The sequence below is a fragment of the Pseudomonas chlororaphis subsp. chlororaphis genome (genome assembly GCF_003945765.1).
Classification (GTDB): domain Bacteria; phylum Pseudomonadota; class Gammaproteobacteria; order Pseudomonadales; family Pseudomonadaceae; genus Aquipseudomonas; species Aquipseudomonas chlororaphis.
This window is the reverse complement of sequence record NZ_CP027712.1, coordinates 5,822,096-5,839,737: the sequence shown is the minus strand read 5'-3', so window position 1 is coordinate 5,839,737 and position 17,642 is coordinate 5,822,096. Positions and strand designations below refer to the sequence as shown.

Here is a 17,642-nt window from a genome sequence, read left to right as displayed (position 1 = left end):
TCAGATCGCTGTGCCGAGTTGGAAGATGGGTAAGTACATGGCGACCACCAGGCCGCCGACGAGGGTGCCCAAAACTACCATGATCACGGGTTCCATGAGACTGCTCAGGGTGTCGACCAGGGTATCGACCTCTTCCTCATAATGGATCGCGACCTTTTCCAGCATGCCGTCCAGGGCCCCGGACTCTTCGCCGATGGCGGTCATCTGGATGGCCATGCCGGGAAAGATGCCGGATGCGCGCATGGAAAAATGCAACTGCATGCCGGTCGCCACGTCCTGCCTGATGCGGTTCACCGCTTGCTTGAACACCTGGTTGCCGGTGGCCCCGGCCACCGAGCCCAAGGCCTCCACCAGCGGCACTCCGGCGGCGAAAGTGGTGGACAAGGTGCGGGCGTAGCGGGCCACCGCGGACTTGTACATCAGTGGCGCTACCAACGGCAGTTTCAGCAGGCCCACGTCCAGCCAGTGGCGAAAGCGTGGTGAGCGCCGGCGGGCATGGCGCAGGCCGAACACACTGAGCAACAGCGCGCCCACCAGCAGCCACCACCAGTGCTGCACGAGTTCCGAGAGGGCGATGACCAGTTGCGTGAACACCGGCAATTGCGCGCCGAAGCCCTGGAACATCGACTGGAATTGCGGCACCACCTTGACCAGCAGGATCCCCGTCACCACCAGCGCCACGCAGATCACCGCCAGGGGATAAGTCATGGCCTTGCGGATCCGTGTCTTGAGGTTTTCGCTTTTTTCCTTGTAGGTCGCCACCCGCTCCAGTAGGGTTTCCAGGGCCCCGGCCTGTTCGCCGGCATCCACCAGGCTGCAGTACAGCTCGTCGAAGTACCGCGGCCTCTTGCGCAGCGCGCTGGTGAAGCTGCTGCCGGCGGCGATGTCCTGTTTCAGCTCGCCCATCAGTTTGCGCATGTTCGGGTTATCGAAGCCCTCGGCAATGATGTCGAACGATTGCAGCAGTGGTACGCCGGCCTTGATCAGGGTCGCCAGTTGCCGGGTGAACAGGCTGATGTCGCGGGCCTTGATCGGGGGCGTGCGCTGCAACAGCGAGTTGGACTTCTTCCTGACCCTGGCCGGGTTGATGCCTTGCTTGCGCAACTGGGCCCTGATCAGCGAGGGGGTATGGCCGCTCAATTCGCCGCGCAGTTTGCTGCCTTGCCTGTCGGTGCCTTCCCACAGGTAAACACTGACTTTTGCTGCTTTGACCGCCATGGTGTCGAGTCCCGGGTTGTGATGGATGTCCTCAGGGCCGGCAGTGCCCTGTGCGTTAGCGAGTGGACCGCTGCGCGGGGCGCGGCGTCCGGCTCATAGAGTTTGAATGGCCCGATACGTTCCTTGGATGGGGCGGGCAGTGAATGCAATCGATGATCGAATGACAGCGTAGCCCGTCACGACGACCGGCCCAGGGCACTTGGCTGACAAAAAGTGTCAGATAGTGCGACTTCTGGCGCTCACTGCCGCAGCTCCGCGCCGCTAAAGCCCCGTTCAGCCGGGGCGCAGGCGCTGGCACAGGCTGTGCTATGGCTGTGTGGTGAGTGCCCAGACCCCTGGATATCCCCTGCTTGGAGCAGATAGATGAAGTATCAGAAAGGTTTTACCTTGATCGAGCTGTTGGTCGTCGTGGCGATCATCGGCATCCTGGCCACCTTTGCCATGCCGCTGTATTCCAAATACCAGGCGCGGGCCAAGGTTACCGCGGCGTTGGCTGAAGCCTCGGCGCTGAAGGTCAACTTCGAGGACGTGCTGAACCAGGGCAGCGATCCGACCTTGGAGCTGGTGGGGGGCAAGGCGGCAACGTCGAACTGCACCATGACCGCTGCGGGTTCCGCCTCGACCGGAGCGGGAACAATCGGCTGCACCATCCTCAATGCACCGGCACCGGTGCTGAACAAGACCGTCACCCTGACCCGCACCACGGCCGATGGCTGGGTCTGCACCACCACCGTCCCCGCGGACTACTCCCCCAAAGGCTGCACCGCCAGCGGCAGCTGAGCCCGGTTCTCGCTTGCTCGGCGCGTGAAACGCCACGCGCCAGCGCGCCTTTGGGGAAAGTATCGAGAATTCAGGAAGTTAGCTCGTCTGGGAAGTGCAACTTGCATGCAGATTATTCGCCGGTCATGCATTTTGCATGACAGCGAGTGTTTGGATTATTTTTTAATTAATTGATATTTAAGGGTTTTATTGTTTTTCTGAACTTGGCATAACGCCTGCAATCTACTTAAGTAACCCTGCTGCCAGGACTTGGAGCAGGTTTTCCAGAAGAACAGGAGTTACTCGTATGAAGAAGTTCGCTATCGCTGCTGCAACTGCTACCGCTCTGACCCTGACCATGGCTAACGTCGCATTTGCCCAGACCACTCAAGCTACTCAGGCGCCAATGGTGCTCGCGGCGGGTGAAGTGACCAAGGCCAAGGAAGCCACTTCCGACACCTGGATCACCACCAAAGTCAAAGCGGATCTCGTAACTGAAAAAGGCATTCCTGGTACCGACATCAAGGTCGAAACCAACAAGGGTGTGGTTTCCCTGTCCTCCACCACTGCTCTGACCGCGGCGCAGAAAGAAACCGCAGTCAACATCGCCAAGAACATCAAAGGCGTGAAGGCAGTATCGGCTGACGGTTTGAAAACCGACTAAGCCTCAAGCTTCTTTCCTGGACAGGGAGAAGATGCGGTAGAGGATTCATCTACCGCTTCCTTGAAGGTTCATGCGAATGGCCACAGGGAAGTGGCTCCTTTGGTAAACAGAACAGGCCCCGGCACAGTGTGTCGGGGCCTGTTCTGTTTATGGCGGGGGGAAACCGCCGGGCCGACCCGTTTCCGGGGCGGCGGGGAGGGTGGTTATTCGGCGTCCAGGTGCATGGGGGTAATGACCCGACCATCGCTTTCGGCCTGGCCAAGGTTGGCATCGATGAAGTAGACCCGGTCGTCCGCCAGCTGGCCCTTGTCCACCAGGAAGTCCTTGATGCTGCTGGCCCGTTCCTGGCCCAACTGGCGCAACAGCACATCGCTACCACTCCAGAACTTGATCACGCCTTCACGCATTTTCGCGGTGCGCTCTTCCTTGCCCAGGTCCTTCCATTCGGCCGGTGGCTGGGTCTTGAGGCGTGTGCGATAGATGCCCTCCAGCAGCGGGGCTTTCTCTTTCTCCGGTACTTCCAGCAGCGACGCCTGGGCCGGCACCTTGTCGCCGCGACGCTGGAGCATCTTGTAGTAGTTGTACTGGTATTCCCGCTCCAGGCGTTGCTCGGCGATCAGCGGGCCATCGCTGCTCTGCGCGGCGGTGCCTTCGATCTCCAGGCGCAGGGCCGGACGTTCCTTGAGCGCATTGGACAGCTTGACCAGCGTTGCTTCCGATTCCGGGCTCAAGTCACTCGAGCCCGGGGCGAACGAGACACTGCCCAAGTCTTCCGAACCGCCACCCGCGACCAGCCCGCCAATCAGTTTGAACGGTGCCGCGGCAGCCTTGACGATCAGGTTGCGCAGGGTCTGCCAGACAATCGGCATGACGCTGAACTGCGGATTGTTCAGATCGCCGGTCACCGGCAGTTCGATGGAGATCTTGCCGTCGACATCCTTGAGCAAGGCGACCGCCAGTTTCAGTGGCAGGCTCACGGCATCCGGGCTGTCGACTTTTTCCCCCAGCTCCAGTTGTTCGACCACCACTTTGTTTTCGGCCTTGAGCTGGCCGTTGGTGATGACGTAGTGCAGGTCGAGGTTGAGCCGGCCCTTGCGGATGCGGTAGCCGGCGAACTTGCCGGAGTAGGGGGTCAGGTTGGTCAGTTCGACGCGTTTGAAGCTGGTGGCGATGTCCAGTGCGGCCATTGGATCGAAGGGGTTCACGCTGCCCTTGATGGTGACCGGCGCATAACGATCGACCTTGCCCTTGATATCGACGCTGGCCGGTTTTGCCTGGCGGCTGTCGATGGTGCCGATCTGGCCATTGAGTTGCTGGACGGCCGTGGCGAAGTTGGGGGTCAGGCTGAAGTCGGCGAAGTTGGCCGAACCGTCGTTGATGGCGATCTGGCCGATATGGATGCCGAGGGGTTTTTCCTTGGCGGCCGGCTTGGCTGCGCCTTTCGGCGCGCTGTCGGCCGGTTGCGGGATCAGCAGGTCATCGATGTTGGTGGTGCGGTCATCGTTGATCATGAAGCGCGCATAGGGCTGCATCAGGTTGACCTTGTTGATCGTCAGGCTGTCGCCGTGCTGATAGTTAAGGCCTTCGAGCACCAGTTGCTGCCATTTCACGAAATCGCGGGTTTTCAGGGTGTCCAGGGTGTGCAACTGGTCGACCTGGGCGCGGCCAGTCACGCTGAATGTCAGGGGATCGATGTTTTTCAGGTCCACTGCCAGGTCGCTGCCGAGCATGCCGCTGCGCAGCTCCAGGCGAATGAACGGGCTGATGTAGGACTGGGCGACCCGCAGGTCGATGTCCTTGGTCTGCACCGCCAGCTTGGCGGTCACCGGTTGCAGGTTGACCACGCCGTTGGCGAGGATCTTGCCCTGTTTGCCCACTCCGGTGTCGAGCTTGAGGTTGAAAGGCGACTGGTTGAGGCTGTCGAAGTTCTGCACGTCGACGTTCAGCGGGCCGACCTCCAGGGCCACGGCCGGCTTGGCCTGACGGTCCGCCAGGTGCACCTGGTAATTGCGCAGTTGCACGTCCTTGAGCAGCACCTGCCAGGGTTTGCTCGGCGCCGGAGCGGGAGCCGGCGGAGTATCGGCGGCGGCCGGAGCGGGCTTGGCAGCCGGTTTGGCCGGCTGGCTGGCGAACAGTTTCTGCCAGTCCAGTTGGCCATCGGCCTCCAGGGCGGCCCAGGTTTCCAGTTTCTGGCTGCGGATCTTGCCGACCACCACTTGCTGCTTGGCCAGGTCGACCGTGGTCTCACTGACGTCCAGGCGCTCCAGGCGGGCCAGTGGCCGACCGTCCGGGGCCTTGATGGCAAAAGGCGCGACGCTGATCGAGGCATCGCTGAGCAGCAGTTCGGTTTCCTTGGACAGGTTCAGCTTGTAGCGGGTGTTGAGGTTCAGCACGCCGTCTTCGAGGACCAGGGGCAGTGCGTCGCGGACATAGGGCCACCAGGCTTTCATCTGGCCGTCGGTGACTTTCAGGGTGCCTTCGGAGGCGATCGGAGTCAGGCTGAAATTGCCGCTCCAATCGATCTGACCGCCCGCGGGGCCCGCGGCGACCAGGGTCATGTCGGCACTGTCATCGGGCAGGGTGCTGAGGTTCTTCAGCTCGAGATCGAGTTTGTCGTAGAGGAAATCGATGGGCTCGCTGGGCCGCGCGTCCTGGAAGTGCACATAACCGCCCGCCAGCTTGATGCGCCCGATACGCAGCGGGAACGGCTTGGCTTCGGGGTCGTCCGGAGTCGGTTCGCTGGCGGGCAGGTTGAACAGGCCCAGCAGGTTGAGCTTGCCGTCCTTGGCGAACAGGATCTCGCTCTTGGGTTTGTCCAGCTCGATATCGGCCAGGTGCAGCGCGCGGGTCCAGAGGCTGTCCAGTTGCAGGTTGGCGTAGAGACGTTCGAAGGCCACCTGCTCCTTGCCCGGCTCACCGATATTCAGGCCCCAGAGCGTCAGTTCGAGACTGAACGGGTTGAGTTCGATGCGCTGGATCTTTGCCGGTACCGTCGCGTAGTTGGCCAACTGTTGATTGACCACTCGCAAGGCGATGCCCGGCAAAATCAGAAAGCCCAACAGGCTGTACAGGGCGAGAGCGGTCAACAAGGCGCCGATAGCGCGGATCAATCCTTTGGACATGCGAGGCTTCATCTATCTGAATCGGAAGTGCGTTGGAGTATGGCATGCGTTTCCGGTTCCGAAACAATCCCATGACGGTCGCAAACAGGATTGTTCAGATTCCTCGCAACAGATCACAGATGCAGGATCAGGGTCTTGAGCGGCGGTTGCTGGTCCATGGATGGGAAGTCGCGAGCGGGTGTCAGCACCTGCCATTCGCGTACCGGGCGACCGGCTTTTTCGGCACAGCGCAGCACCTGTTCGCGCCAGTCGTCCAGCGTGACTTTCGCCAGGTTGTTGCAGCAGATCAGCACGCCATTGTCAGCGGTGGCCAGCAGGGCAGGCTTGAGCAGACTCTGATAGTCGCGCAGCAGGTCGACGGTGCCGAATGCACTCTTGGCCCAGGCCGGCGGGTCGAGCAGCACCAGGTCGTACTGGCGTTGTTCCAGGCGTGGGTAGCTGGGCAGCTTTTGTCCACGGCGCTGGCTGATGGGCAGGCCGGCCAGTTGCCGGATCGCCGGGAAGTAATCCGATTGCACGAACTGCATGGCCGGCAATTGCGGATTGAGCTGGCCGTTCTCGCGGCCGACCGCCAGGTTGCCCTCGGCGAAGTCCAGGTTGCACACCTCGCGGGCACCGCCTGCCGCGGCACTCAGGCCGACGCCACAGGTATAGGCGAACAGGTTCAGCACGCTCTTGCCGGCGCTGTGGGCCTTGACCCAGCCACGGGCGTTGCGCAGGTCGAGAAACAGCAGCGGGTCCTGGCCGGCATGGCGACCGCGTACCCGGTAGTTCAAGCCCCATTCGTGGCCGACCAGGTCTTTGAGCGCCTCTTCTTCGGCGCGGTAAACCGAGTCCTCGCGGTCGATGCGTGAGTTGCCCCGGGAGCGGTCGTTGTAGACCAGCAGGGTGTCCAGGCCCAGTTGCTGCTGGACGGTCTCGTGCAATTGCAGCAAGGCATCGCGTTCCAGCGTCTGGTGAAAGCTTTGCACCAGCAGCTGCGGGCCGTAACGATCGATGGTCAGGCCCCCGGCGCCTTCCTGGCTGCCATGGAACAGCCGATAGCAGTCGGTGCCTTGCTGATGCAGCTCGACGAGCAGGTCCTGGCGATGATCGAGGGCGGCGCGCAGCGCCTGATTCAAGGAAGACATGCGAGCGCCTTGCGGATGATTGGGCGGGGCAGTTTATCAGCTTCGCCCGACCCCTGTAGGAGCGCTCGATCGACGCTCCTACAGAAGGCGAAGAGGTTAGCGTTCGATGGCCAGCGCCACGCCCTGGCCGCCGCCGATGCACAAGGTCGCCAGGCCTTTTTTGGCATCGCGCTTGAGCATTTCGTGCAGCAGGGTCACCAGCACCCGGCAGCCCGAGGCGCCGATCGGGTGGCCGAGGGCGATGGCGCCGCCGTTGACGTTGACCTTGCTCGCGTCCCAGCCCAGCTCCTTGCCCACCGACAGCGCCTGGGCGGCGAAGGCTTCGTTGGCTTCGATCAGGTCCAGTTGCTCCAGGGACCAGCCGGCCTTGTCCAGGCAGCGGCGGGTGGCCGACACCGGGCCGATGCCCATGATCGCCGGGTCGACGCCGGCGTTGGCGTAGGCAGCGATCTTCGCCAGCACCGGCAGGCCCAGGGCCCGGGCCTTGGCGGCGCTCATCAGGATCACCGCAGCGGCGCCGTCGTTGAGCGACGAGGCGTTGCCGGCGGTGACCGTGCCGTCTTTCTTGAAGGCCGGCTTGAGCTTGCCCAGGGATTCGGCGGTGGTGCCGGCGCGCGGCTGCTCGTCGGTGGCGAAGGCCACGGGCTCGCCCTTGCGCTGGGGAATCAGGATCGGGGTGATCTCATCGACGAAGCGCCCGCCCTCGATGGCGGCCACGGCCTTCTGTTGCGAGGCGGCGGCAAAGGCGTCCTGGGCTTCGCGGCTGATGGCGTATTTGTCCACCAGGTTCTCGGCGGTGATGCCCATGTGGTAGTCGTTGAAGGCGTCCCACAGGCCGTCGCTGATCATGCTATCGACGATCTGGCTGTGACCCATGCGCAGGCCGGTGCGGGCACCGGGCAGCACGTAATTGGCCAGGCTCATGTTCTCCTGGCCGCCGGCGATGATCACCTCGGCGTCGCCGCAGCGGATCGCCTGGGCGCCCAGGTGCAGGGCCTTGAGGCCGGAGCCGCAGACCTTGTTCAGGGTCAGCGCCGGCACGGCGTGGGGCAGGCCGGCCTTGATCGCGGCCTGGCGCGCGGGGTTCTGCCCGGCGCCGGCGGTGAGCACCTGGCCCATGATCACCTCATCGACCTGGGCGCCGTCCAGGCCGGTCTGGGCCAACAGCTGGCGGATCACCGCGGCGCCGAGATCGACTGCGGGAATGTTCGCCAGCGAACCCTGGAAACTGCCGACCGCGGTGCGGGTGGCGGCAACGATTACGACGTCTTGCATGGCGCGAATCCTCATCGTTATTGGCGGCATCGGTCGGCGGCCATTGGCAGGTGACCGGTGCGCGAGAACTTGGAAATTCATGGTTGCATAGAAGGTCGCGACGTCGCCAATCGCGAACCGGTGGGTCGCGTTCTGTTCGCCCGGTCGGGTATTACAGGCCCATGCGCCGGCGTGCGCGATGTATCGAGCCGTTGCGTACCGCCCAGCGCAGCATCGGCGCACTGCGGTTGACGCTGGCGCGGATCAGCTGGCGTTGCAGCAGCCCCTGGTTGACGCCGAGCATGTCGCTGGCCCAGTCGGGCAACAGGTCGATGCCGGCCTGCATCATCAACGAGCCAAATGGCTTGGCCAGGCGGCTTGGGGCAGGTGCCGCCAGCAGCAAGCGCAGCACTTCGCGGCTGCGTTCATCGCAGAGCAGCTGTGGGCGCATCCGCGCCAGGTAATCCGCCACGGCCCGGCGCGAGCGCGGCACATCAGTGGCGCCAAGGCGCTCGGCGATCAGCGCGACTTCCCCGTAGTAACGGTCCTGGTTGGCAGGCGACAGGTGCGGGTTGCGATAACGCAGGTGCGCCGCCAGAAAGCTGCTGACCTCGGCCACATGCACCCAGGTCAGCAGTTGCGGATCGCTGGCGGCGTACGGCCGGCCGTCTGGTGCATGGCCGACGATCTGCAGGTGAATGGTGCGCACCTTGTCGATCAGCCATTCGGCATCCTGGCGCGAGCCGAAGGTGGTGCCGGAAATGAACTGTGCGGTGCGCCGCAGGCGCCCGATCATGTCTTCCCGGAAGTTCGAGTGATCCCAGACCCCGGCCAGGGCCAGTGGGTGCAGGGCCTGCATCAGCAAGGCGCTGATGCCACCGATCAGCATGCTGCTGAAATCGCCATGCACCTGCCAGCAGATGGCGTCCGGGCCGAACAGGCCCGGGTCGCCCTTGGGGTTGTCCAGGTCGAGCTGACCCAGCGACAGGCCACCCAGGCTCATCACCTGGGTTTCGATACGACTGCGAATGAATTCCATACCGCTTGGCTGTTCCTTGGTTGAGGCCCGAGGCCCCGCTCAGAGGTTCAGGCGTTTATCGATCAGGCCCTCGACCACGCTCGGGTCGGCCAGGGTCGAGGTATCGCCCAGGCTGTCGAGCTCGTTGCAGGCGATCTTGCGCAGGATACGCCGCATGATCTTGCCCGAGCGGGTTTTCGGCAAGGCCGGCGCCCACTGGATCAGTTCCGGCTTGGCGAAACTGCCGATCTCGCGACTGACCAGGCTCAACAGTTCCTTCTTCAGTTCTTCGCTGGGCTCGACGCCGTTCATCGGGGTGACAAAGGCATAGATGCCCTGGCCCTTGAGGTCGTGGGGATAGCCGACCACCGCAGCCTCGGCGATGCTGTCGTGCAGGACCAGGGCGCTCTCGACTTCGGCGGTGCCGATGCGATGCCCGGACACATTGATCACGTCGTCGATGCGTCCGGTGATCCAGTAGTCGCCGTCTTCATCGCGCCGCGCGCCATCGCCGGTGAAGTAGTAGCCCGGGTAGGGTTTGAAATAGGTCTCGACCATGCGCTGCGGGTCGCCGTAGACGCTGCGGATCTGCGCCGGCCAACTGGCCTTGATCGCCAGGATGCCGCTGCCGGCGCCGCTGATTTCCTTGCCGTGCTCATCCAGCAGCACCGGTTGCACGCCGAACATCGGGCGGGTGGCGCAGCCCGGCTTGATGTAGCTGGCGCTGACCAGCGGGCTGAGCATGATGCCGCCGGTTTCGGTCTGCCACCAGGTGTCGACGATCGGGCAGCGCTGCTCGCCGACGCTATTGAAATACCACTCCCAGGCTTCCGGGTTGATCGGCTCGCCGACAGTGCCCAGCAGGCGCAGGCTGCTGCGCGAGGTGTGTTGCAGCGGCTCGGGGCCTTCGCGCATCAGCGCCCGCAATGCGGTGGGGGCGGTGTAGAAGATGTTCACCCGGTGCTTGTCGATGACCTCCCAGAAGCGCGAACTGCTCGGATAACTGGGCACGCCCTCGAAGATCAGGGTGGTCGCGCCATTGGCCAGCGGGCCGTAGACGATGTAGCTGTGGCCGGTGACCCAGCCGACGTCGGCGGTGCACCAGAAGACTTCGCCTTCGCGGTAGTCCAGTACGTATTTGAAGGTCATCGCCGCTTGCAGCAAGTAGCCGCCGGTGGTGTGCAGCACGCCTTTGGGTTTACCGGTGCTGCCGGAGGTGTAGAGGATGAACAGCGGGTCTTCGGCGTCCATCGGTTGCGGTGGGCAGTCGTCTTCGACGTCGCGCAGGGCCTGGTGATACCAGAGGTCGCGGCCTTCGACCCAGTTCACCGGGTTCTGGGTGCGCTCGACCACCACCACGGTGCTGACGTTCGGGCAGCTTTGCAGGGCCTTGTCGACGTTGTTTTTCAAGGGCACGAACTTGCCGCCGCGCACCCCTTCGTCAGCGGTGATCACGGTGCGGCAGTCGGCGTCGAGAATGCGGTCGCGCAGCGCGTCCGGGGAAAATCCGCCAAAGACCACCGAGTGCACCGCACCGATACGGGTGCAGGCGAGCATGGCGTAGGCCGCCTCGGGGATCATCGGCATGTAGATGCACACCCGGTCGCCTTTTTTCACGCCGCGGCTTTTCAGGACGTTGGCCAGGCGGCAGACGTAGTGATGGAGTTTCTTGTAGGTGATTTGCAGCGACTCGGCAGGGTCGTCGCCTTCCCAGATGATCGCTACCTGATCGCCGCGTTTTTCCAGATGGCGGTCGATGCAGTTGTAGCTGACGTTCAACTGGCCGCCGGCGAACCAGCTGGCGGCGCCGGTTTTCAGGTCATAGCGCTGCACGGTTTGCCAGGGAGCGCTCCAGTCGAGAAAGCGGGTGGCCTGTTCGGCCCAGAAGGTACTGGGGTGCTCGATGGATTCGCGGTACAGCCGCTGGTAGTCGTCCTGACTCAATTGTGCGGCCCGGCGGACGGCATCGGCTTGGGGGAACATGCTGATATCGAACATGACGGTTCCTTATTCTTGTTTTAGCGACAAGTAATAAAGATGCGCCTTGATCGGAAGGGGTTCAAGGGGAGGGCGGTCTTGGGCGACCGATCGCGAATCGGCCCGCTGCTATGCAATGGAAGGGGTTTGCACAGCAGCGGGCCGGTTCGCGAAGGGGGATTTCAGCGGGCTATCAGCCGCGGTGGCGACCGCGGAAGTAGTTGATCAGGCCCTGGGTCGAAGCATCCTCGGCCGGGGTTTCTTCGCTGCCGACCAGACGGTTGTAGACGCCCTTGCCCAGCTCCTTGCCCAGCTCCACGCCCCATTGGTCGAAGGCGTTGATGCCCCAGATCACGCTCTGCACGAAGACCTTGTGTTCGTACATCGCCACCAGTGCGCCCAGGCGGCGTGGGCTGATGCGCTCGACCACCAGGGTGTTGCTCGGGCGGTTGCCGGGGATCACCTTGTGCGGTGCCAGCTTCTGGACTTCGGCCTCGCTCAGGCCTTTTTCACGCAGCTCGGCCTCGGCCTCGGCGCGCGTCTTGCCAAGCATCAGCGCCTGGCTTTGCGACAGGCAGTTGGCGTACAGCCACTGGTGATGGTCGGCGACCGGGTTGAAGCTGACGATCGGCACGATGAAGTCGGCCGGAATCAGCTGGGTGCCCTGGTGCAACAACTGGTGGTACGCGTGCTGACCGTTGCAGCCCACGCCACCCCAGATCACCGGGCCGGTGTCGGTGGAAACCGGCGTGCCGTCCTGGCGCACGCTCTTGCCGTTGGATTCCATGTCCAACTGCTGCAAGTGCTTGGTGATGTTGCGCAGGTAGTGGTCGTACGGCAGGATCGCGTGGCTTTGCGCGCCCCAGAAGTTGCCGTACCACACGCCCAGCAGGGCCAGGAGAACCGGCATGTTCTGCTCGAACGGCGCGGTCTGGAAGTGCTGGTCCATGGTGTAGGCACCGGACAGCAGTTCCTTGAAGTTGGACATGCCGATGGCCAGGGCGATCGGCAGGCCGATGGCCGACCACAGCGAGTAACGCCCGCCGACCCAGTCCCACATCGGGAAGATGTTCTCTTCGCGGATGCCGAAGGCCACCGCGGCGGCATTGTTGCTCGACACCGCAATGAAGTGGCGATACAGCTCGGCCTCGGAACCGCCCTGAGCCAGGTACCAGGCGCGTGCGGCCTGGGCGTTCTTCAGGGTTTCCAGGGTATTGAAGGATTTCGACGAGACAATGAACAGCGTGGTTTCGGCGCGGATCTTCGAGGACAGCTCGTGGAACTCGCTGCCGTCGATATTGGCCAGGTAATGGCAACGCACGCCTTTCTGAGCGTAGGACAACAGGGCTTCGGACACCAGCTCGGGGCCGAGGAAGGAACCGCCGATGCCGATGTTGACCACGTCGGTGATCGGCTTCTCGGTGTAGCCACGCCACAGGCCATCATGGATGCGCCCGACCAGTTCGGTGATCTGGTTCAGCACCTTGTGCACTTCCGGCATCACGTTGACGCCGTTGACCGACAGCTTGTCACCCACCGGGCGACGCAGGGCGGTGTGCAGGGCCGGACGGCCTTCGGAAGAGTTGACCAGCTCACCGGCGAACAACGCCTTGATCGCGTCCTGCAGGCCGGCTTCGTTGGCCAGGCCTACCAGTAGGTTGCGGGTTTCGGGGGTGATCAGGTTCTTCGAGTAATCGAGAAAAAGCCCACAGCCGCTGAGGCTGAATTGATGAAAGCGCTGCGGGTCGGCATTGAAGGCCTCGCGCATGCTGAAATCCTGCATGGCCTGGCGGTGGTCATTCAACGCTTGCCAGGCGGGCAGAGCGGTAACGTCGTGAGGAGTGCGGTAGTACGCCATCGCTGCGGTTTTCCTTTTACTTGAACTGCCTGTTGGACACTGAAAAGCCCGGAACGTCCTGCTCGAAGAATAACGTTCGGTCAAACCTGCGCTGACACGGTTAAGCACGCAGGGCGATAACAGTAACTCTCGCGTGCTGATCTGTCTTGGCTTTGTCTGACCTGCGGCCGGTACTTTTTTACACCGGCGCCTCAGAGCCGCGCACGAACGGGATTTCAGGGGGTGAGAGTGACTGGGGTTCAGGCGACCTGAACCGGGATGGCATGGCTGGTGTGGCTCAGCTCGTTGCCCGGCGCCATATAGAGCATGCGTGGCTTGAAGTTGAGCAGTTCGGCTTCGCTGTAGTGAGCGTAAGCGCAGATGATCACCCGGTCGCCGACCTTGGCCTTGTGCGCGGCGGCGCCGTTGACCGAGATCATGCGCGAGCCTTCCTCGCCACGAATGGCGTAGGTGGTGAAGCGTTCGCCATTGTCGACGTTGTAGATCTGGATCTGTTCGTACTCACGGATACCGGACAAGTCCAGCCATTCGCCGTCGATGGCGCAAGAGCCTTCGTAGTCGAGCACAGCGTGGGTGACTTCGGCGCGATGCAGCTTGGCCTTGAGCATGATGGCGTGCATGAGTGGTTCTCTCGGTCAGGTCCTCGAACAGGGCCCGCAGCATCGCTGCAGGCCCCGGGCGGCGGCAGTTTGCCCGAAGGTCGGGCTTCGGGCAATCGGCCTTTGGGACCTAGGCGTCGAGGTCCAGATGCAGGTTGTCGATCAGGCGGGTAGCGCCCAGATAGGCCGCCGCCAGGATCACCAGGTCGCGGTCTTGCGCGGTGGCCGGGCGCAGGGTCCGGGCGTGGCGGATTTCCAGGTAATCGGGGCGCAAACCTGCGGCTTCGAGCACTCGTCTTTGCTCGTCCAGCAGCTTTGGATAGTCCCGCTCGCCCTGGCTGATGGCCTCGGCGATCTGAGTCAGGCCACGATAGATCGCGGGGGCGATGGCACGTTGTTCCTCGCTCAGGTAGCCGTTGCGCGACGACAGCGCGAGGCCGTCGGCGGCACGTACGGTGGGCTCGCCGATGATCTGGATCGGCATGTTCAGGTCATGCACCAGGGCGCGGATCACCGCCAGTTGCTGGAAGTCCTTCTGGCCGAAGACCGCAAGGTCCGGCTGCACCATGTTGAACAGCTTGCTGACTACCGTGGCCACTCCTTCGAAATGCCCGGGACGGCTGGCGCCGCACAGGCCTTCGGAGAGTTGCGGCACGCTGACCCGGGTCTGGCCGTCCATGCCGTCGGGGTACATCTCTTCGACGGTCGGGGCGAACAGCAGATGGCAACCGGCTTGCAGGAGCTTTTCCTGGTCGGCGGCCAGGGTCCGCGGGTACTTGTCGAGGTCTTCGCCGGCGCCGAACTGCAGCGGGTTGACGAAAATGCTCGCCACCACGAAATCCACCCGCTGGGCCGCCTTGGTCACCAGGGCCGCATGACCGCTGTGCAGGTTACCCATGGTCGGTACGAAGCCGATGCGCTTGCCCTCGCTGCGGGCACGGGCCACGGCGGCACGCAGTTCACGTACGGTTTTTACAGTATTCATGCAGAAAACCCGTGTTCGGCGCCTGGGAAGGTCACGGCCTTGACTTCATTGACGTAGGCGCTCAGGGCCGCTTGGATGCTTTCCTGGCCGGCCATGAAGTTCTTCACGAACTTCGGCGCGCGACCGCTCAGGGACAGGCCCAGCATGTCGTGCAGAACCAGCACCTGACCGTCGGTGCCGCTGCCGGCACCGATGCCGATCACCGGAATCTTCACCGCCTGGGTGATTTCCGCCGCCAGTTCGCTCGGCACGCATTCGAGCAGCAGCATCGCTGCGCCGGCCGCTTCCAGGGCGATGGCGTCGGCACGCATCTGCCGGGCCTGGTTTTCGTTACGGCCCTGGACCTTGTAGCCGCCGAGGATATTCACCGATTGCGGGGTCAGGCCCATGTGGGCGCAGACCGGGATACCGCGTTCGGCCAGCAGGCGGATGGACTCCGCCAGCCAGAGCGCGCCTTCGACTTTGATCATGTGCGCACCGGCCTGCATCAACTGGGCGCTGTTGTTCAGGGCCTGCTCGGTGGTGGCGTAGGCCATGAACGGCAGGTCGGCGAGGATCAGGGCGCCACTGTTACCGCGTTTGACCGCGGCGACGTGGTAGGCCATCTCGGCGGTAGTGACTGGCAGTGTGCTGTCGTGCCCTTGCAAGACCATGCCGAGGGAGTCGCCCACCAGCAGTACTTCAACGCCAGCCTGGCAACAGGTGTGGGCGAAGGTCGCGTCATAGCAGGTCAGCATGGTGATTTTTTCACCTTTCTGCTTGAGGCCTTGCAGGGTGGTCAGGGTGATGTCTGGCATGAAAAAAGGTCCTCATTCAGGCGCTCTGGAAACTGCTGCGAGTAACGCGCGTGATTCTTTATCTATGCAGGCGCACGGTCTGTTGTCGTGCTTATAAGGCCTGGATTGCGCCCTGTAACGCCGTGTTGGCGGCAACGGGACGCCTATAGTCGTGAGGAGAACTCGGGAAGTCAATTGCATGTGTTACCGCATTGTTACGGCGTGAGTGTTACCGCCGTAACTGATGCGTTTCAGCAGTCAGGTCAGACGTTCCAGACCGACAAATGGGCAGGCGGCGAGCAGATCGCGCAGGTGGCGGCCGTCGGCCAGTTGCAGGTCGATGGGGGCCAGTTCGGCCAGGGGATAGAGGACGAAGGCCCGGGCCTGCATATGGTAATGCGGGACCTTGAGCCGCGGTTCGTCGATCAGTCGATCGCCGAACAGCAGGATGTCCAGGTCCAGGGTGCGTGGCCCCCAACGTTCGAGGCGCTCGCGGCCCTGGCCGTTTTCGATGGCTTGCAGGGCGTCCAGCAGTTCGAGGGGCGCGAGGCTGCTGTCCAGGGCGGCCACGGCGTTGGTGTAGCGCGGTTGGCCGGGCAGCAGGGAGTCGCTTTGATAGAAGGCCGAGACGCCCGCCAGTTGGCTGTGCGGCAACTGCGCCAGGGCGTCGATCGCGCTGCGCAATTGCTCTGCCGGGGCAGCCAGGTTGCTGCCCATGCCGATGTAGATGCGTTCCATCGGGTTATTCGCCGGAAGCGCTCGGTGCGCCGGCGGTGGCGCGTTTGCGTTTGGCGCCACTGCTGCGGCGACGCTTGCGCGGACCTGTGCCGGCTTCGTCCTTGCCGCTCAGATCGCGAATCATGTCGCGGCGACCGGCTTCGTTGGCGTCCTGATAGTCGGTCCACCATTCGCCCAGGCCATCGGTCTGTTCGCCGGCGCTTTCGCGCAGCAGCAGGAAGTCATAGCCGGCGCGGAACCGCGGGTTGTCCAGCAGTTGATCGGCGCGCTTGCCGCTGCGGCGTGGCAGACGTTCCTGCATGTCCCAGATTTCGCGGATCGGCATGGTGAAGCGTTTTGGAATGGCGATGCGCTGGCACTGTTCGCTGATCAATTCGTGAGCGGCTTCCTGCATCGCCGGAATCGGCGGCATGCCGCGTTCCTGAAGGCGCAGCACGCGAGCTGGCAAGGCAGGCCACAGCAGCGCGGCGAACAGGAAGGCTGGGGTTACCGGCTTGTTCTGCTTGATGCGCAGGTCGGTATTGACCAGGGCTTCGCTGATCAGCGTATGGGTGTAGGTCGGGTTGTACTCCAGTGCCTCGGCGCTGGCCGGGAACAGCGGATCGAACAGTTGCAGGTCGACCAGCATCTCGAAGGTGTCGGCGGCATGGCCGGACAGGAACAGCTTGAGCACTTCCTCGAACAGGCGCGCCGAGGGGATTTCCCGCAGCATGGGGGCCAGGTCGCGGATCGGTGTGGCAGTGTGTTTCTCGATGCCGAAATCCAGCTTGGCGGCGAAACGCACGGCCCGCAGCATGCGTACCGGGTCTTCCTGGTAGCGCTGGCGTGGATCGCCGATCAGGCGGACCAGGTGATTGCGAATGTCGTGCACGCCGTTGGCGTAATCGAGGATGCGTTCGCTGACCGGATCGTAATACAGGGCGTTGATGGTGAAGTCGCGGCGCTGGGCGTCCTCTTCGAGGGTGCCGTATACGTTGTCGCGCAGGATGCGCCCGCTTTCGTTGCGCGAGGATTGGTTGCTGTCTTCCTCTTCATCGTTTTGCGGGTGATTGGCGCGGAAGGTCGCGACCTCGATGATTTCGCGACCGAAGTGGATATGCACCAGCTTGAACCGACGGCCGATGATCCGCGCGTTGCGGAATTCGGCCCGCACCTGTTCCGGTGTGGCGCTGGTGGCAACGTCGAAATCCTTGGGGGTGATATTGAGCAACATGTCGCGCACGCAACCGCCGACCAGGTAGGCCTGGTAGCCGGCGTTCTGCAGGCGTTCGACGATGTTCACCGCATAACGGCTGAACTGGGCGCGTTGCAGCGAGTGTTGGCTGCTGTTGAGCACTTCAGGCGTGCTGCGTTTGTGTTGCGTACGACGCAAGGGAGAACGGAATGACTGGAACAACTTCTTCAGCATGGGATGCACTGTTTGAAGGAATGTTCGGCCATAACGAAGAATGACCGCATGATGGGCGGGGATTCTAGCATTTAGTCGGGGGATGGTGTAGGAAGCTGCGGCGAGTCGTGCGCGGGGCTTTGGAACGCGGGTTGGC

Annotated in this window: 14 protein-coding genes; 2 read left to right on the top strand and 12 right to left on the bottom strand. The window is 63.1% G+C overall.

Annotated elements, in window-relative coordinates; all coding sequences use genetic code 11:
* Window positions 1-1,218 (bottom strand): type II secretion system F family protein, encoded by a 1,218-nt coding sequence (locus C4K27_RS26480; RefSeq protein ID WP_053262703.1) that lies wholly within the window; start codon window positions 1,216-1,218, stop codon window positions 1-3.
* 363 nt (window positions 1,219-1,581) lie between these two features.
* Here C4K27_RS26480 and C4K27_RS26475 point away from each other — a divergent pair, with 363 nt between their 5' ends.
* The gene (locus tag C4K27_RS26475) at window positions 1,582-1,998 is read left to right on the top strand and encodes a pilin (RefSeq protein ID WP_007924673.1); all 417 of its coding nucleotides are present in this window, start codon (window positions 1,582-1,584) and stop codon (window positions 1,996-1,998) included.
* A 286-nt stretch (window positions 1,999-2,284) separates the two neighbouring features.
* A complete protein-coding gene (locus C4K27_RS26470) occupies window positions 2,285-2,641 on the top strand; it encodes a BON domain-containing protein (protein WP_009045666.1) in 357 nt (118 codons plus the stop codon).
* A 203-nt stretch (window positions 2,642-2,844) separates the two neighbouring features.
* Here C4K27_RS26470 and C4K27_RS26465 read toward each other — a convergent pair whose 3' ends face one another.
* From C4K27_RS26465 to C4K27_RS26415, 11 genes are all read right to left on the bottom strand, one after another.
* On the bottom strand, window positions 2,845-5,763 hold the full coding sequence (locus tag C4K27_RS26465; RefSeq protein WP_053262702.1) for a DUF748 domain-containing protein: 2,919 nt from the start codon (window positions 5,761-5,763) through the stop codon (window positions 2,845-2,847).
* A gap of 113 nt (window positions 5,764-5,876) precedes the next feature.
* Complete coding sequence (locus C4K27_RS26460; protein ID WP_007924670.1) at window positions 5,877-6,893, bottom strand: class I SAM-dependent rRNA methyltransferase; 1,017 nt, start codon at window positions 6,891-6,893, stop codon at window positions 5,877-5,879.
* A gap of 96 nt (window positions 6,894-6,989) precedes the next feature.
* Window positions 6,990-8,168: an acetyl-CoA C-acetyltransferase gene (locus tag C4K27_RS26455; RefSeq protein WP_007924669.1), complete on the bottom strand. Its 1,179-nt coding sequence runs from the start codon at window positions 8,166-8,168 to the stop codon at window positions 6,990-6,992.
* 151 nt (window positions 8,169-8,319) lie between these two features.
* A complete protein-coding gene (locus tag C4K27_RS26450) occupies window positions 8,320-9,186 on the bottom strand; it encodes an oxygenase MpaB family protein (protein ID WP_053262701.1) in 867 nt (288 codons plus the stop codon).
* 39 nt (window positions 9,187-9,225) lie between these two features.
* On the bottom strand, window positions 9,226-11,163 hold the full coding sequence (acs, locus tag C4K27_RS26445; RefSeq protein WP_053262700.1) for an acetate--CoA ligase: 1,938 nt from the start codon (window positions 11,161-11,163) through the stop codon (window positions 9,226-9,228).
* A gap of 172 nt (window positions 11,164-11,335) precedes the next feature.
* Window positions 11,336-13,000: a glucose-6-phosphate isomerase gene (gene pgi / locus C4K27_RS26440; protein ID WP_053262699.1), complete on the bottom strand. Its 1,665-nt coding sequence runs from the start codon at window positions 12,998-13,000 to the stop codon at window positions 11,336-11,338.
* Between the two features lie 239 nt (window positions 13,001-13,239).
* Complete coding sequence (gene panD / locus C4K27_RS26435) at window positions 13,240-13,620, bottom strand: aspartate 1-decarboxylase (protein WP_007924662.1); 381 nt, start codon at window positions 13,618-13,620, stop codon at window positions 13,240-13,242.
* Window positions 13,621-13,729: 109 nt separating this feature from the next.
* On the bottom strand, window positions 13,730-14,584 hold the full coding sequence (gene panC / locus C4K27_RS26430) for a pantoate--beta-alanine ligase (RefSeq protein WP_053262698.1): 855 nt from the start codon (window positions 14,582-14,584) through the stop codon (window positions 13,730-13,732).
* Complete coding sequence (gene panB / locus C4K27_RS26425) at window positions 14,581-15,381, bottom strand: 3-methyl-2-oxobutanoate hydroxymethyltransferase (RefSeq protein WP_007924658.1); 801 nt, start codon at window positions 15,379-15,381, stop codon at window positions 14,581-14,583. The genes panC and panB overlap by 4 nt, the downstream gene beginning before the upstream one ends.
* A 237-nt stretch (window positions 15,382-15,618) precedes the next feature.
* On the bottom strand, window positions 15,619-16,098 hold the full coding sequence (folK, locus tag C4K27_RS26420) for a 2-amino-4-hydroxy-6-hydroxymethyldihydropteridine diphosphokinase (RefSeq protein WP_053262697.1): 480 nt from the start codon (window positions 16,096-16,098) through the stop codon (window positions 15,619-15,621).
* A gap of 4 nt (window positions 16,099-16,102) precedes the next feature.
* Complete coding sequence (locus C4K27_RS26415; protein ID WP_009045657.1) at window positions 16,103-17,506, bottom strand: polynucleotide adenylyltransferase PcnB; 1,404 nt, start codon at window positions 17,504-17,506, stop codon at window positions 16,103-16,105.
* Between the last annotated feature and the right edge of the window lie 136 nt (window positions 17,507-17,642).

What these genes read in the sequence shown, in the direction of transcription:
- C4K27_RS26480 (WP_053262703.1), bottom strand. Translation starts at nt 1,218, where the DNA reads ATGGCGGTCAAAGCAGCAAAAGTCAGTGTTTACCTGTGGGAAGGCACC.
- C4K27_RS26475 (WP_007924673.1), top strand. Translation starts at nt 1,582, where the DNA reads ATGAAGTATCAGAAAGGTTTTACCTTGATCGAGCTGTTGGTCGTCGTG.
- C4K27_RS26470 (WP_009045666.1), top strand. Translation starts at nt 2,285, where the DNA reads ATGAAGAAGTTCGCTATCGCTGCTGCAACTGCTACCGCTCTGACCCTG.
- C4K27_RS26465 (WP_053262702.1), bottom strand. Translation starts at nt 5,763, where the DNA reads ATGTCCAAAGGATTGATCCGCGCTATCGGCGCCTTGTTGACCGCTCTC.
- C4K27_RS26460 (WP_007924670.1), bottom strand. Translation starts at nt 6,893, where the DNA reads ATGTCTTCCTTGAATCAGGCGCTGCGCGCCGCCCTCGATCATCGCCAG.
- C4K27_RS26455 (WP_007924669.1), bottom strand. Translation starts at nt 8,168, where the DNA reads ATGCAAGACGTCGTAATCGTTGCCGCCACCCGCACCGCGGTCGGCAGT.
- C4K27_RS26450 (WP_053262701.1), bottom strand. Translation starts at nt 9,186, where the DNA reads ATGGAATTCATTCGCAGTCGTATCGAAACCCAGGTGATGAGCCTGGGT.
- acs (WP_053262700.1), bottom strand. Translation starts at nt 11,163, where the DNA reads ATGTTCGATATCAGCATGTTCCCCCAAGCCGATGCCGTCCGCCGGGCC.
- pgi (WP_053262699.1), bottom strand. Translation starts at nt 13,000, where the DNA reads ATGGCGTACTACCGCACTCCTCACGACGTTACCGCTCTGCCCGCCTGG.
- panD (WP_007924662.1), bottom strand. Translation starts at nt 13,620, where the DNA reads ATGCACGCCATCATGCTCAAGGCCAAGCTGCATCGCGCCGAAGTCACC.
- panC (WP_053262698.1), bottom strand. Translation starts at nt 14,584, where the DNA reads ATGAATACTGTAAAAACCGTACGTGAACTGCGTGCCGCCGTGGCCCGT.
- panB (WP_007924658.1), bottom strand. Translation starts at nt 15,381, where the DNA reads ATGCCAGACATCACCCTGACCACCCTGCAAGGCCTCAAGCAGAAAGGT.
- folK (WP_053262697.1), bottom strand. Translation starts at nt 16,098, where the DNA reads ATGGAACGCATCTACATCGGCATGGGCAGCAACCTGGCTGCCCCGGCA.
- C4K27_RS26415 (WP_009045657.1), bottom strand. Translation starts at nt 17,506, where the DNA reads ATGCTGAAGAAGTTGTTCCAGTCATTCCGTTCTCCCTTGCGTCGTACG.